We start from the raw sequence: 13,925 nt of genomic DNA, 5'->3' as shown, positions 1-13,925 counted from the left end.
TGCAGGGTGAAAAGAAATATACATCCTGAACTGATTGTCCATAAAATTACAATTATCCGCGGTATTGCTTCTCGTCATTTGCGGATCAAAATTGTCCTCTGTAGTTATACACACGCAGATTTGTACCATAACGCCACATTTAACTCAAAGTCTTTGCAGTTCTTTACCTCTGGTATTTGATTTGGATTAGTTTTTTCCGATCGCAATCACCATTATGATATCGTTCCGGCCATTATTGATTAATTGGTCGTTTTTTTTTCATTTTAGCGGACGCGACGCGCTGAGACGCCGACTTTGCCAACGTCTACAATGACTCACATTAGTCCCCATTTTTTCTCTCGCAGGGAGCGGTATGGCCAAACCCATCATCACGCTTAACGGCTTAAAAATAGTCATCATGCTCGGCATGCTGGTTATCATCCTGACAGGCATTCGCTTCGCGGCGGATATTATCGTTCCTTTTGTTCTGGCGATCTTTCTGGCGGTGGTGATAAACCCGCTGGTTCAGCTCATGGTGCGCTGCCGGGTACCGCGGGTGCTGGCTATTTCGCTCCTGGTCGGCGTGATTGTCCTGCTGGCCGTTGTGCTGCTGGCCTCGCTCGGCACGTCGCTTAACGAGCTTGCGCGCACCCTGCCGCAGTACCGTAATTATCTCTATGAACCGATGCAGACCGTTGCGCCCTGGCTACAGCGCTTCGGCTTTACCGTGTCAGTGGTGGAGCTGAACAAGTATATTGACCCCAACGCGGTGATGACGCTGGTGACCGGCCTGCTCACCCAGCTTTCCAACGCGATGTCCTCTATCTTCCTGCTGCTGCTGACGGTGGTCTTTATGCTGCTGGAAGTGCCGCAGCTTCCCGCGAAGCTGCAGCAGCTGATGTCGCGGCCGGTGGAGGGAATGGGCGCGATTCAGCGCGCGCTGGATAGCGTCTCCCACTACCTGGTGTTAAAAACCGCCATCAGCCTGGTGACCGGCCTGGTGGTCTGGGGAATGCTGGTGCTGCTGGACGTCCGCTTTGCTTTTATGTGGGGACTGCTGGCCTTTGCGCTCAACTACATTCCCAACATTGGTTCGGTGCTCGCGGCGATCCCGCCGATCCTGCAGGTGCTGGTGTTTGGCGGTCTGTACGAAGCGCTGGTGGTCCTGGCAGGCTATCTGGTGATTAACCTGGTGTTCGGCAATATTCTTGAACCGCGCATTATGGGCCGCGGGCTGGGGCTGTCGACGCTGGTGGTCTTCCTGTCATTGATCTTCTGGGGCTGGCTGCTGGGCCCGGTGGGTATGCTACTCTCGGTACCGTTGACGATTATCGTCAAAATCGCCCTCGAACAGACGGTGGCCGGGCAAAGTATTGCCTTTCTGCTGAGTGATTTGAGTAAAAACTAACGCCATTGCGCACGCTTCCCCGGAGGCGATGCTGACGCATCTGTCCGGGCTACCGGCCCGCAGACGCCCTTAACTGTAGCCCGGGCAGGCGCTTTGCGCCGCCCCCGGGAGCAGAGCGCGGAGCCGCTGAACTTCCCCGGAGGCGATGCGGCGCATCTGTCCGGGCTACCGGCCCGCAGACGCCCTTAACCCGTAGCCCGGCTAAACGCAGTGCGAGCCGGGAAGCCGCGCCAATGCCTCAACCCGGTACGTCCCCTGCTCGTAGACCAATCATTCGCAATCATTATTGATCGTCATCACATCTCTGCCCCGCCAATCATTACTCTTACGCTAACGATTCGCCATCGGCCTTAATTGATGCCCGCCACCTCGCGACGCACACTTACTTCCACACCAGGACAATCAAAACGATTCGTCGAATCAGGAGGTTAATAATGAGTGCCGAACAAACGACGGGACGCGTCTGGAACCGTCGCCGTACGGAAAAACAGCGGCGACTGACCGAGGCGAAGGTCTCGGGCAAAGTGATCCCCACCGACCAGCTGGTCGCCGTTCTTGAGCAGCTGTTGGCCCCCGGCGACCGGGTGGTGCTGGAAGGCAACAACCAGAAACAGGCTGATTTCCTCTCGCGGATGCTGGCGGAAGTTAACCCACAAAAAATTCACGACCTGCATATGATTATGCCGAGCGTCGGGCGCAGCGAGCATCTGGACCTCTTCGAAAAAGGTATCGCCCGCAAGCTTGATTTCTCCTTCTCCGGTACCCAAAGCCTGCGTATTTCGCAGCTGCTGGAAGATGGCCTGCTGGAAATCGGCGCTATCCACACCTACATCGAACTTTACTCTCGCCTGTACGTCGACCTGTCGCCAAACGTCGCGCTGATCGCCGGTTACAAAGCCGACCGCAAGGGCAACCTGTACACCGGGCCGAGCACCGAAGATACCCCGGCGCTGGTGGAAGCCGCCGCGTTCCATGACGGCATCGTTATTGCGCAGGTTAACGAACTGGTCGATGACGAGTGCGATCTGCCGCGCGTGGATATACCCGGTTCGTGGATTGACTACGTGGTCGTCGCGGATAAACCGTTCTTTATCGAGCCGCTGTTTACCCGCGATCCGCGCCTGATTAAGCAGGAACATATCCTGATGGCGATGATGGCGATTAAAGGCATCTACGCCGAGCATCAGGTGCAATCCCTGAACCACGGGATCGGCTTTAACACCGCCGCCATCGAACTGCTGCTGCCGACCTACGGCGAACAGCTCGGCCTGAAGGGCAAAATCTGTAAACACTGGACGCTGAACCCGCACCCCACCCTTATTCCGGCAATTGAAAGCGGTTGGGTCGAGAGCGTGCACTGCTTCGGCGGAGAGCTGGGAATGGAAGAGTACATTCGCGCGCGTCCGGATATCTTCTTCACCGGCGCCGACGGCTCCATGCGCTCCAACCGCGCGTTCTGCCAGCTGGCGGGACAGTATGCGGTAGATATGTTTATCGGCTCGACCTTACAGGTTGACGGCTACGCCAACTCCTCGACGGTGACCCGCGGCCGCCTCTCCGGCTTCGGCGGCGCGCCGAATATGGGCCACGACCCGCACGGTCGCCGCCACGCTACGCCGGCATGGCTCAACATGATCACCGAACCGGATCCGATGCAGCGCGGTAAAAAGCTGGTCGTTCAGATGGTGGAAACCTTCCAGGCGGGCGTGAAACCGACCTTCGTGGAAAAACTCGACGCCGTTGAGGTCGCCAAAACTTCCGGAATGCCGCTGGCGCCGGTGATGATTTACGGCGATGACGTCACCCACGTGCTGACCGAAGAAGGCATCGCCTATCTCTATCGGGCGGAAAGCCTGGAAGAGCGCCGGGCAATGGTGGCGGCCGTGGCCGGGATCACCGATATCGGGCTCGGCATTGACGCCAAACGCGTGGCCGCACTGCGCCAAAGCGGCAAAGTCGTCTATCCGGAAGATATCGGTATCCGCCGCAGCGACGCCACCCGCTCTCTGCTCGCCGCCGGCAGCGTAGCCGATCTGGTGGAGTGGTCCGACGGTCTGTACAACCCACCGGCAAAATTCCGGAGCTGGTAATGAAAAAACTCTCTCCCCACGTTGCTGAAACCCGGGCCCGCTGGCTGGCCCAGACCGCCAGCGCCTGCCTGGTTGACGAAGCGCGACTCAGCCCCAAGCCGGGCCTGGTGGATAGCCGCGGCAACGGCGCGCATCAGGACCTGAACCTGGCCCTGATGGAGCGTTCGGCCCACAGCCTGCAGCCGACGTTTCACGCGCTGGCTCAGCAGAGCTGGCGGCGTCCGGCCGACGTTGCCCTGCGCGAAACCGTTGGCCGGCTTGGCCGCGAAGGCGAAGCGCGGATGATGCAGGCGACCGCCGGGGTCAATACCCATCGCGGCGCTATCTGGGCGCTGGGCCTGCTGGTCAGCGCGACGGCGATGCTCGGGGGGGAGGGTCAGGCACAGAGAATTACGGAAACCGCCGCCGCCCTGGCCCGTCTGCCGGACGCCTGCGCGCCAAGGACCTTCAGTAAAGGTCTGCGCGCCAGCCGCCGCTGGCAGGTTCCCGGCGCCCGGGAAGAAGCGCAGCGCGCTTTTCCGCACATCACCACCCTGGCGCTGCCGCAGCTATTGCGCAGCCGGGCCGCGGGGGCCAGCGAGGATCAGGCCCGGCTTGACGCGCTGATGGCGATTATGACCTCGCTTAGCGATACCTGCGTGCTCTCCCGCGCCGGAATGGCGGGCCTTGAGGCGATGCGGCAAGGCGCAGGCGAGGTGCTGGCGGCAGGAGGATGTGCGACAGCCAGGGGGCGCGCCGCGCTGGCGCGTCTCGACGTGCAGATGCTGGCGCAGAACGCCTCGCCGGGTGGCGCGGCGGATCTTCTTGCCGCCACCCTGTTTCTCGACCGGGTTTCCGCTTAACGCATTCAGAGGATGTTATGGAACAGATTAAATTGTCATTCCCTGCCAACCGCGCCCTCAGCGGCAAAGCGCTGGCAGGCGTTGTCGGCTCCGGCGATATGGAAGTGCTCTATACCGCCGGACAGAGCGATACGCTCAACGTCGAAATCACCACCTCCGTGGACAACAGCCAGGCGCGCTGGAACGCGCTGTTCGAACGACTGAGCCTGATTAACGGCCTGCCCGGCGGACAGCTGATCATCCACGATTTCGGCGCCACGCCCGGCGTCGCGCGGATCCGTATTGAACAGGTTTTTGAGGAGGTGGCTCATGCGTAACGATCGCAGCTTTATTGAACTCCGCGCCCGTGAACGCGCCCGCACCCTGCTGGATGACGGCAGCTATCGCGAACTGCTGGATCCCTTTGACGGCATTATGTCCCCGTGGCTCGGCGCGCAGGGCATCGTCCCGCAGTCCGACGACGGTATGGTCGTCGCAAAAGGCACCATTAACGGCCAGCCGGCGGTAGTCATTGCCATCGAAGGTACCTTCCAGGGCGGCAGCATGGGCGAAGTCTCCGGCGCGAAAATGGCCGCCGCCCTTGAGCTGGCGGCGGAAGATAACCGCAACGGCATTCCTACCCAGGCGGTGCTGTGCCTGGAAACCGGCGGCGTGCGCCTGCAGGAAGCCAATCTGGGCCTTGCCGCCATCGCCGATATTCACGCCGCGATTGTCGACCTGCGCCGCTACACCCCGGTAATCGGCATTGTCGCCGGTACCGTCGGCTGCTTCGGCGGGATGTCCATCGCCGCGGCGCTGTGCAGCTACCTGATTGTCACCCGTGAAGCGCGTCTGGGCCTCAACGGACCGCAGGTTATTGAACAGGAAGCGGGGATTGAAGAGTACGACTCCCGCGACCGTCCGTTTATCTGGAGCATGACCGGCGGCGAAATTCGCTACGCCAGCGGTCTGGTGGATGCCCTGGTGGGCGATGGCATCAACGCGGTGAAAAGCGCGATGAACGAAGCCATTGCCAAAGGCGTGCCCGCGCAGCATCGCAGCGACAAATATGAAGATTTCCTGACCCGTTTGACCCATTTCGATACCCGCCAGCAGGCGGATACCGCTCAGATCAAACAGCTATTCGCCCGGGAGGAGAAATAATGAACCAGTTCACAAACCGCGCCGCGCTGTGGCTAAACCAGCTGGCGCCGAACGCCCCGCTAATGACCGGTCTGTGCCCCTCGGTGCAGGTTGCCGATGCCGATTTTAACGGTGAAACCGCCCGTTTTATCGCCGTGGTGCCGGATGCTAATAACCATTATCCACGCGCCGCTCAGGGTGAAGTCGGCCTGCTCGAAGGCTGGACGCTGGCCAAAGTGGTCAACGAAACCATCGACGCCGATGCCGATAACGCGGTGAAGCGCCCGATTATCGCGGTTATCGATGTCCCCAGCCAGGCCTATGGCCGTCGCGAAGAAGCGTTCGGTATTCATCAGGCGCTGGCGGGCGCCGCGGGCGCCTACGCCAAGGCGCGGCTTGCCGGACATCCGGTGATTGGCCTGATCGTCGGCAAAGCGATGTCCGGGGCGTTTCTCGCCCATGGCTACCAGGCCAATCGTCTGATCGCCTTTAACGACGCCGGGGTACTGGTGCATGCGATGGGTAAAGAGTCCGCCGCGCGGATCACCCTGCGCACCGTTGAGGCGCTGGAGAAACTGGCGGCAACCATCCCTCCGATGGCCTATGACGTCAGCAACTACGCAACGCTCGGCCTGCTCTCCGCCCTGCTGGATATCAGCAATCCTGACGCGCCGGACGCCCGCGATCTGACGCTGGTCACCGACACCCTGCGCGACGCCATCGCTGACGCCCGCCGGGATGTCTCGCTGAAGTGCCGCCTTGGCGCGGAGAACCGCCGTAGTTCCCAACAGGTGCGCGATCGCATGCGCGCCAGCTGGTAGTCAGTCCCTAAGTAGAAGAAAACCTGCCGGAAGCGGCCGCCCGGGGCGCCATCGCGCGCCCCGGAAATAAACCGCTTTTAGAAATTATAACAATCGCGCCAGTACTCTATTTTCATTTACAGGTGATTTATGACTTATGTGATTATTCATGCCCTCGCGCCGATTTTTGTCACCATGCTGCTGGGCTTCTGGGCCGGCAAGGCCAAAATGGTCGATAACAAAAACGTCTCTTTACTCAACATCTTCGTGATGGACTTCGCCCTGCCCGCCACGCTGTTCAGCGCCACGGTGCAAACGCCGTGGAGCGGTATTGTCGCGCAATCGCCGCTGGTGCTGGTGCTGACCGGGGCGATGTGGATTACCTATGCGGCCATCTACTTCCTCGCGACCCGCGTCTTCAAGCGCTCGCCGCAGGATGCCGCCGTGCTGACCCTGACCGTCGCGCTGCCTAACTACGCCGCGCTTGGCCTGCCGATTCTGGGCAGCGTGCTCGGCGAAGGCGCCTCCACCTCCCTCTCCGTCGCCGTTTCCATCGCCTGCGGATCGGTACTGATGACGCCGTTCTGCCTGCTGATTCTGGAACGTGAAAAAGCGCTCGCCGCCGGAGAGAACAGCGGCTCGACGCTGGCAATGCTGCCGGTTCTGATGTGGCGTTCGGTGAAAAAACCGATTGTCTGGGGTCCGCTGCTGGGGGTCGTGCTTTCAGCCATCGGTATCAAAATGCCGGATCTGCTGCTGGCCTCTATCAAACCGCTGGGCCTGGCGGCGACCGCCGCCGCGCTGTTCCTGACCGGGGTGATTCTGTCGGCGCGTAAGCTGCAGCTCAATGCGCTGATTGCCACTTCCACTATTGTCAAACTGCTGGTGCAGCCGTTTATCGCCTGGGGTCTGGTGATGCTGCTGGGGCTGCACGGCTCTATCGCCATTACCGCCATTCTGATGATTGCGCTGGCGGCCGGTTTCTTTGGCGTGGTCTTCGGCAACCGCTTTGGCGTGCAGTCGCCGGATGCGGAAGCGGTGCTGCTGTTAAGCTCGGTTCTGTGTATTCTGTCGCTGCCGCTGTTTATCACCTTAACGTCAGGAATCTAACGATGTCATCAACGCCGCGTCCTCATGATTTAGTCTGGTTGAATAATGCCGCCGCGCTGGAGGCGATTGAGGAGTCCTGGGTCGCGCAGCACTGGCGTATTAGCCTGCCGGTGGTGGTACGACGCGACGTTGATGCTAACGCCCGCATTCCGGTGGGCGTACGGGGGATGAAGCGCGATCAGCGGGCCGCAGCCTGGGTACAGAGGGAAAATATCGTCCGTACCGTCAGCCCGGAAACCCTCGCCGATCGCCAACAGCTCCTGCGCTCGCCGTTTGTCTCCCAGCCGCCGGTACAGGCGGCGATATCACTGACCTTACACCCCTGGCCGTGGCGCTGGGGCATTACCGGCAGCACCGGCTACGCGCTGGCCACCGAGATTCCGGTGCTTCACGCCGCCAGCGATCTCGATCTGCTGATCCGCGCGCCGCAGCCGATCGCACGCGAAGCGCTGCTCGCCTGGCAGTCCCGCGTCGCGCAGCTGCCCTGCCGGGCGGATACCCAGGTCGAAACGCCCGCAGGGGCTTTCGCGCTAAATGAGTGGCTGCGCGATGGCCGCGTCCTGCTGAAAACGTCCCGCGGCGCGCGCCTGACCGCTGCGCCGTGGAACAGGGAGGAAGCATGAAAATTCTCTTTACCTTTCCCGGTCAGGGAAACCAGCGGCCGGATATGCTCGCCGCGCTTCCCGACCGCCAGAATATCCTCGCTGAAGCGCGAACCGTGCTCGGCGATGAAGTAGACCATTTAGATACCGCCGCCGCGTTAAAACATACCCGTGCGGTGCAGCTGTGCCTGCTGATCGCAGGCACAGCCTGGGCGCGGGAGCTGCAGCGTCAGGGAGTAAATCCGGACATGGTCAGCGGCCTGTCGATAGGGGCTTTCCCGGCGGCGGTGATGGCCGGCGCGCTGGATTTCACCGACGCCCTGCGGCTGGTGGCGCTGCGCGGCGATTTAATGGAGCAGGCTTATCCTCACGGCTACGGGCTGACGGCGATTATGGGCCTGACGCTCGACCGCGTGGAAAAGCTGATTGCCGACAGCGACCTCTATATTGCCAACCTGAACGCGGAAACGCAGATTGTCATTGCCGGACGCGACGACGAGATGGCCCGCGTGGCCCGGCTGGCGCTGGCGGCTGGCGCCGGTAAAGCACAGCGGCTGGCGGTCAGCGTACCTTCCCACTGCGCGCTGCTGGATGAACCGGCGGCTAAGCTGGCAAAAGCGTTCACTGACGTCACGCTGCAGCGCCCGCGCTGCGCCTATCTGAGCGGCTCCACGGCGCGCGTTTTATGGGACCCGTTAAGCATTGCCGACGATTTGGCGCGGAATATGGCGCGAACCGTGCGCTGGCAGGAAGCGATGATCGCCGCTGATGAACGGGACGCGCGGCTGGCGATCGAGATGCCGCCCGGCGGCGTGCTGACCTGTCTCACCCGCCAGGCGGGCTGGCAGGGGGAGTGTATTGCGCTGGAGCGCAGCGGTATCGACGTTGCCCGTCACCTGGCGAACCGGCTTAACGGCTGAGGCTGCGGGCGTACATCCGCCCTTCTGCCGCCAGCGCCAGCAGGTCGGCGTCGCGCTCGCGATGGTGTGAGTAGACAATGGAGATCAGCTGGCGCATCTGATACGGCTCCGCCAGCTTCAGCAGCTGTACGTCGTTTTCATACACCTTTTTCATTCGTCCCGGCAGCAGCGCAAAGCCTACGCCCGCCTGCACCAGGCTAATCATCGAAAAGATATCGTTAACCCGGGTGACGATTTCAGGCTCGAATCCGGCCACCTGGAAGGCGTCCTGAAATCCGGCATAGGTGGCAAACCCTTCCGCCAGCGAAACAAACTTGCGCCTGGCGTAATCGCGCAGCTCGGCGGGAGCGGTGGTATCCAGCTGTTCCGTCGCCGGGGCGGCGAGGAAGATATCGTCCTCAAACAGCGGGACCACATCAAAAGCCGAATTATTGAATTCACCTTCGTTGGTGGCGATCAGGATCGCATCAAGCGCGTCATCTTCCAGCATATCCAGCAGCATCTGATTGGAGCCCATGGTGAGATCCAGCTCCAGCTCCGGCCGACGCAGCTTCATGCCCATAATAATGCGCGGCACGGTTTCAAGGGTCAGGGAGTAAAGCGTGCCGATGCGCAGCCGCCCCTGCCCGACGCCGGCTACTTTACGCGTCGCTTCCAGGCCGCGGGTCATCAGGCTCATAACGTCCTGACAGTACTCCAGCAGCGTCCACGCCGCCGGGAGCGGCAGCAGGTTGCGCCCTTTATGAATAAACAGCGGGCAGCCGACGCCCTCTTCCAGCGTATGCAGCGCCCGGTGGACGCTGACGCCGCTCAGCTGCATGGCCTCAGCGGTTCTGGCGATGTTCCCTTTCGCCATAAACATCATAAATACCGACAGCTTGCGGAAGGTGATGTCCTGATTAATGTCGTCTTTCATTGCCCTGGGCTCCGCGTTTCGGTCTTCATTAGCATTTTCTTTCGTGATTTCAAGACAGTATAACCACAATTAACGAATGAAGGATTAGCCGGAAGGGGGATATCAGCGCGGGGGGAGAGATTAGAGCAATGTCACGTTTTCGCCGGGGCAGCGAAGAGAGGCCAGTAGGCCCGGTGAAGCGTCAGCCGCCACCGGGCAATGTCAACGACGTGGGCTTACAGCGCCATATCGTGCTGCGGCGACGTTTCCGCCTTCGGCTCTGCCGGTTTGGCGGTCATCACCGGCGCGGTGGCGTTCATCTCAATCACCGGCGGTTTGGTCAGCTGCAGCGCCGCCGCGGTATCATCCCAAACCTGCTGGGTCAGCGCGACGTTGCCGTTCAGCTTCTGGCCGTAGCTCGGGACGATATCGTGAATACGGCGCTGCCATTCCGCTGAATGGAACTGCTCAGGGAACATCTGCTTAAGAACGTTCAGGGTAATCGGCGCGGCGGTAGAAGCCCCCGGCGAAGCGCCCAGCAGCGCGGAGAGGGTTTTCTGCTGATCGACCACCACTTCGGTACCCAGCTTCAGTACGCCGCCCTTCTCTGCATCTTTTTTGATGATCTGCACGCGCTGACCGGCCTGGATCAGCTTCCAGTCCTCTTTACGCGCGCCAGGATAATACTCTTTCAGCGCCGCAAAACGGTCGTCGTCGCTCAGCATCACCTGGCTGATGAGGTATTTCACCAGATCGAAGTTGTCCAGACCTACGTGGGTCATCGGCAGGACGTTATCGGTGGTGGTGGTGCTAAGCAGGTCGAAGAACGAACCGTTTTTCAGGAATTTCGTCGAGAAGGTGGCGAATGGCCCAAACAGCACCACGCGCTTGCCGTCGAGGAAACGGGCATCAAGATGCGGGACCGACATCGGCGGTGCGCCTACAGAGGCCTGACCGTAAACTTTTTGCTGGTGCGCATTGGTCACCGCCGGGTTTTCGGTCATCAGGAAAGAGCCGCCTACCGGGAAACCCGCATAGTTATCCGCTTCCGGAATACCGGTTTTTTGCAGTAATTTCAGCGCGCCGCCGCCGGCGCCGATAAATACGTATTTCGCATCGATCGCCTGCTCTTCACCGCTATTAACGTTTTTAATCGTCACGTGCCATGAATTATCGGCATTGCGTTTAAAATCGGTGACTTCTGAAGAGGTCTGCAGCGTGAAGTTATTATTTTTCTTCAGGCTACCGATCAGCTGGCGGGTTATTTCCCCATAGTTAACGTCGGTACCCACCGGAGTCCAGGTTGCCGCAACGCGCTGCTGCGGATCGCGCCCTTCCATCACCAGCGGCGCCCACTGTTTTATTTGCGCGTGATCGGTAGAGAATTTCATCCCCTGGAATAAGGTCGTTTGCTGCAGCGCGGCGTAGCGTTTTTGCAGATAATCAACGTTATCTCCCCAGACGAAACTCATGTGCGGCGTGGAGTTAATAAAAGAGTGCGGATCGTGCAAAATGCCGCGTTTGACCTGCGCCGTCCAGAACTGGCGGGAGATCATAAACTGTTCGTTAATATCCAGCGCTTTGCTGACGTCGATGGTGCCGTCCGGGCGTTCCGGCGTATAGTTCAGCTCCATATTCGCGGAGTGCCCGGTACCGGCGTTGTTCCAGCCGTTAGAGGACTCCAGCGCGACGCCATCCAGCTTCTCAACCATCACCTGTTTCCAGTCCGGCTGTAATTCCTGCAGCCAGGTCCCCAGCGACGCGCTCATAATACCGCCGCCAATCAGCAGGAAATCGGTTTTTTTCGAGGTATCGTCATTTGCGAAGGTCGCCGAGCTGACGAACATCGCTAATGCGGTCATAGATATAATCGTATTTTTAATTGCAGGCATAATAGAAATATCACATAGCACAAGTGTAATAAGAGCGTGCATATTAACGCACTTTTACTTTATTTTAAAATATCATTTACACATCCGCACACATAGCTAATTATTGTTAACCTGGTTTTTTAACTTAAAAAAGTAAATCCCTCGCCAGCAGCAATAAATACGCCTTGCGATGGCCATTTTCAGAAGGGGAATTAAACCCGGGTAAGCGGATGAAGAGTATGGAATAACGATGCTGTGTATGACCAGATTATTTTGCGTTATCCGGCGCGTATTGTGGAAATACGCGCCGTCGGGTTAAGTTCAGGCAACCGTCTGCGCCGCGCGTAGCGCAATCCGCAGATGATCGTTATGCTCTGCCAGCAGCTCGCGCGCCTGCCAGGCATCCAGCCCGCTGAGGAGCATGAGTATTGCCGTCCGGCAGTGCTGATTGCAGCTGGCCAGCGCGGCTTTGGCCTCGCTGCGCGAGCCCCCCGTCGCCGCCATCACGATCGCTATCTGCCGCTCGGCCTCGTGCGGCGTATTGGCCTGCAGATCGACGCGCAGGTTTTCATAAACCCGTCCTTCGCGAATCGCCAGCCCGGTGGTCAGCATCGTCAGGATCTGCCGCTGCGCGATGCGCGCTTTCGGATTCCCGAAACCCGCCACCGCTTCCGGCCCGGTTTGCGGGGCGATAATGATATCCGCCAGCTGCGCGGCTTCACTGGTGGGCTGCTGCGTCACAACCGCAATCGGCGCCCCCAGCGACCAGGCGTGGCGCATCGCGCCCCAGACCCACGGCGTTTTGCCGCTAACCGTCAGCGCCAGCAGCATATCCTGGTTGCTGAATCGTAGAGCCTCAAGTTCGAAAGCCCCAAGATCGTAATGACTCGCGGCGGTTTCCATCTCCTGCCGCGCGGCGGTCGCTCCTCCGGCGATAAGGGCGACAAGCGAATGTTTTCCCTCCGGGGTAAATTCATTCACCGCCTGCGCGGCGGCTTGACCCGATGCCCCGGCCCCCACAATCACCAGCCGCCCTCCCCGGCTGAGCGTCGCCGTCGCGTTATCCATTAGGCGCGCGATCGCCGGCAAACAGGCCTCAACGGCATCGGCAATCCGCTTATCATCCTTATGCAGCAGCGTCAGCATATCGAGGGTGGCAAGACTATCAATATGGGTGGTTTCAGGGTGGCGTCGTTCCATCATTGAAGCGGTTGGCTTACTGCTCATAAAAACCTCCATTTAAACGCGAAAGAACCTTCCGGGACGAAAGCGCAGGCCTGAGGCAAACCCTTTCATTGACCATGGCTATTAATGGCAGTGTAAAGCTTAAGCGACGCGCTTTACCGCCACCGGAGTCACAGTTTTCATCCCCCTGAAGCCATTCAGCTGCCGATTGGTCGTTATCCAACCAGCGGCGCGTTCGGCGCGCCGAGGTTGCGAGGCGAGGCCAATGCGCTATTAGCGCAACGTCAGGCCGCCATCCACGACATACTGGCTACCGCTCACGAAGGACGCCGCGTCGGAAAGCAGAAACAGCGCCACATCAGCCGCTTCAGCCGCCGTCCCCTGGCGGTGAAGCGCCAGGCGGCTCACCACCGAGGCTTCAAATTCGCGGCGCACCTCGTCGCGCATAAAATGGCGAAATGGGGTGTCAATCGGGCCGGGAACCAGCGCGTTAACGCGGATATTTCGTTCCCCTAACGCCGAGGCCCAGCAGCGGGTTAACGAAATCAGCGCGCCTTTGGTCGCCGAATAGAGGCTTGCCGCCGCGGCCCCTTCATGAGCGGAAGTGGACGCCGTCACCACCACCGAGGCTCCCGCATTAAGCTTTCCGGCGAGCGCCGCCATCTGGAGAACCGGCCCGCGCACGTTGGTCGCCATCATGCGATCAAAGGCCGCGGCATCCACCTGCGACAGCTCCCCAACCGCTGCGTATCCGGCGTTGAGCCAGAGGCCATCAAGCCCGCCGGATGAATCGATCGCCTCGGCCAACGCCGCGCCGGTCAGCGGATCGCTGGCATCATTGTCAATGACCCGCGCCCGATCCGATAGCTGCCGGCGAAGAGACGCCAGCCGTCCGGGATCGCGCCCGGTGGCGATCACCCAACCGCCTTCGCTATCGATGCGCTTTGCCCCGGCAAGCCCGATTCCGCTTGTCGCACCGGTGATAAGAACTCTTTTTGCGCTAAATCTCGCCATGGTCATTGCCCCTCTCTGCGTAATCACATTTATCAGGATGGTAACCAGCGAAGAACCGTTTGATAATACCAGTATTATCAATATGAC

General features: G+C 60.0%; 13 protein-coding genes. 9 read left to right on the top strand and 4 right to left on the bottom strand.

Features of this window, described 5'->3' with window-relative positions; translation table 11 throughout:
* Nucleotides 1-352: 352 nt before the first annotated feature.
* The 9 genes from ABLU67_RS27315 (at nt 353) to mdcH (ending at nt 8,873) form a co-directional block, all read left to right on the top strand.
* On the top strand, nt 353-1,387 hold the full coding sequence (locus ABLU67_RS27315; protein WP_004119683.1) for an AI-2E family transporter: 1,035 nt from the start codon (nt 353-355) through the stop codon (nt 1,385-1,387).
* Between the two features lie 434 nt (nt 1,388-1,821).
* Nucleotides 1,822-3,477 (top strand): malonate decarboxylase subunit alpha, encoded by a 1,656-nt coding sequence (gene mdcA, locus ABLU67_RS27310; protein ID WP_048262142.1) that lies wholly within the window; start codon nt 1,822-1,824, stop codon nt 3,475-3,477.
* Entirely contained in the window at nt 3,477-4,319 is an 843-nt protein-coding gene (locus ABLU67_RS27305; RefSeq protein ID WP_048262144.1) for a triphosphoribosyl-dephospho-CoA synthase, read from the top strand. The genes mdcA and ABLU67_RS27305 overlap by 1 nt, the downstream gene beginning before the upstream one ends.
* 17 nt (nt 4,320-4,336) lie before the next feature.
* Nucleotides 4,337-4,636 (top strand): malonate decarboxylase acyl carrier protein, encoded by a 300-nt coding sequence (gene mdcC, locus ABLU67_RS27300; protein WP_004102520.1) that lies wholly within the window; start codon nt 4,337-4,339, stop codon nt 4,634-4,636.
* The gene (locus ABLU67_RS27295; protein WP_004851300.1) at nt 4,629-5,462 is read left to right on the top strand and encodes a biotin-independent malonate decarboxylase subunit beta; all 834 of its coding nucleotides are present in this window, start codon (nt 4,629-4,631) and stop codon (nt 5,460-5,462) included. Before mdcC ends, ABLU67_RS27295 begins: the two co-directional genes overlap by 8 nt.
* Nucleotides 5,462-6,262: a biotin-independent malonate decarboxylase subunit gamma gene (gene mdcE / locus ABLU67_RS27290; RefSeq protein ID WP_064377284.1), complete on the top strand. Its 801-nt coding sequence runs from the start codon at nt 5,462-5,464 to the stop codon at nt 6,260-6,262. Before ABLU67_RS27295 ends, mdcE begins: the two co-directional genes overlap by 1 nt.
* 129 nt (nt 6,263-6,391) lie before the next feature.
* Nucleotides 6,392-7,351: an AEC family transporter gene (locus tag ABLU67_RS27285; protein ID WP_348852607.1), complete on the top strand. Its 960-nt coding sequence runs from the start codon at nt 6,392-6,394 to the stop codon at nt 7,349-7,351.
* A gap of 2 nt (nt 7,352-7,353) precedes the next feature.
* Entirely contained in the window at nt 7,354-7,974 is a 621-nt protein-coding gene (locus ABLU67_RS27280; protein WP_025105793.1) for a malonate decarboxylase holo-ACP synthase, read from the top strand.
* Entirely contained in the window at nt 7,971-8,873 is a 903-nt protein-coding gene (mdcH, locus tag ABLU67_RS27275) for a malonate decarboxylase subunit epsilon (RefSeq protein WP_025105794.1), read from the top strand. Before ABLU67_RS27280 ends, mdcH begins: the two co-directional genes overlap by 4 nt.
* Here mdcH and ABLU67_RS27270 read toward each other — a convergent pair.
* From ABLU67_RS27270 to ABLU67_RS27255, 4 genes are all read right to left on the bottom strand, one after another.
* Nucleotides 8,863-9,789: a LysR substrate-binding domain-containing protein gene (locus ABLU67_RS27270; protein WP_004135593.1), complete on the bottom strand. Its 927-nt coding sequence runs from the start codon at nt 9,787-9,789 to the stop codon at nt 8,863-8,865. The genes mdcH and ABLU67_RS27270 overlap by 11 nt on opposite strands.
* Before the next feature lie 215 nt (nt 9,790-10,004).
* The gene (mqo, locus tag ABLU67_RS27265) at nt 10,005-11,660 is read right to left on the bottom strand and encodes a malate dehydrogenase (quinone) (protein WP_025105795.1); all 1,656 of its coding nucleotides are present in this window, start codon (nt 11,658-11,660) and stop codon (nt 10,005-10,007) included.
* A gap of 300 nt (nt 11,661-11,960) precedes the next feature.
* A complete protein-coding gene (locus tag ABLU67_RS27260) occupies nt 11,961-12,866 on the bottom strand; it encodes an N-acetylmuramic acid 6-phosphate etherase (protein ID WP_049082727.1) in 906 nt (301 codons plus the stop codon).
* Nucleotides 12,867-13,097: 231 nt separating this feature from the next.
* Nucleotides 13,098-13,838 carry an SDR family oxidoreductase gene (locus ABLU67_RS27255; protein WP_049082726.1) on the bottom strand — a complete coding sequence of 247 codons (741 nt, stop codon included), beginning with the start codon at nt 13,836-13,838 and terminating at the stop codon, nt 13,098-13,100.
* Nucleotides 13,839-13,925 lie beyond the last annotated feature (87 nt).

This window comes from Klebsiella sp. GN_Kp190, from assembly GCF_040061795.1.
GTDB lineage: Bacteria > Pseudomonadota > Gammaproteobacteria > Enterobacterales > Enterobacteriaceae > Klebsiella > Klebsiella michiganensis.
Note: the sequence above shows the minus strand (reverse complement) of the source record. Positions and strands in the feature narration are given on the sequence as shown.

What these genes read in the sequence shown, in the direction of transcription:
- ABLU67_RS27315 (WP_004119683.1), top strand. Translation starts at nt 353, where the DNA reads ATGGCCAAACCCATCATCACGCTTAACGGCTTAAAAATAGTCATCATG.
- mdcA (WP_048262142.1), top strand. Translation starts at nt 1,822, where the DNA reads ATGAGTGCCGAACAAACGACGGGACGCGTCTGGAACCGTCGCCGTACG.
- ABLU67_RS27305 (WP_048262144.1), top strand. Translation starts at nt 3,477, where the DNA reads ATGAAAAAACTCTCTCCCCACGTTGCTGAAACCCGGGCCCGCTGGCTG.
- mdcC (WP_004102520.1), top strand. Translation starts at nt 4,337, where the DNA reads ATGGAACAGATTAAATTGTCATTCCCTGCCAACCGCGCCCTCAGCGGC.
- ABLU67_RS27295 (WP_004851300.1), top strand. Translation starts at nt 4,629, where the DNA reads ATGCGTAACGATCGCAGCTTTATTGAACTCCGCGCCCGTGAACGCGCC.
- mdcE (WP_064377284.1), top strand. Translation starts at nt 5,462, where the DNA reads ATGAACCAGTTCACAAACCGCGCCGCGCTGTGGCTAAACCAGCTGGCG.
- ABLU67_RS27285 (WP_348852607.1), top strand. Translation starts at nt 6,392, where the DNA reads ATGACTTATGTGATTATTCATGCCCTCGCGCCGATTTTTGTCACCATG.
- ABLU67_RS27280 (WP_025105793.1), top strand. Translation starts at nt 7,354, where the DNA reads ATGTCATCAACGCCGCGTCCTCATGATTTAGTCTGGTTGAATAATGCC.
- mdcH (WP_025105794.1), top strand. Translation starts at nt 7,971, where the DNA reads ATGAAAATTCTCTTTACCTTTCCCGGTCAGGGAAACCAGCGGCCGGAT.
- ABLU67_RS27270 (WP_004135593.1), bottom strand. Translation starts at nt 9,789, where the DNA reads ATGAAAGACGACATTAATCAGGACATCACCTTCCGCAAGCTGTCGGTA.
- mqo (WP_025105795.1), bottom strand. Translation starts at nt 11,660, where the DNA reads ATGCCTGCAATTAAAAATACGATTATATCTATGACCGCATTAGCGATG.
- ABLU67_RS27260 (WP_049082727.1), bottom strand. Translation starts at nt 12,866, where the DNA reads ATGAGCAGTAAGCCAACCGCTTCAATGATGGAACGACGCCACCCTGAA.
- ABLU67_RS27255 (WP_049082726.1), bottom strand. Translation starts at nt 13,838, where the DNA reads ATGGCGAGATTTAGCGCAAAAAGAGTTCTTATCACCGGTGCGACAAGC.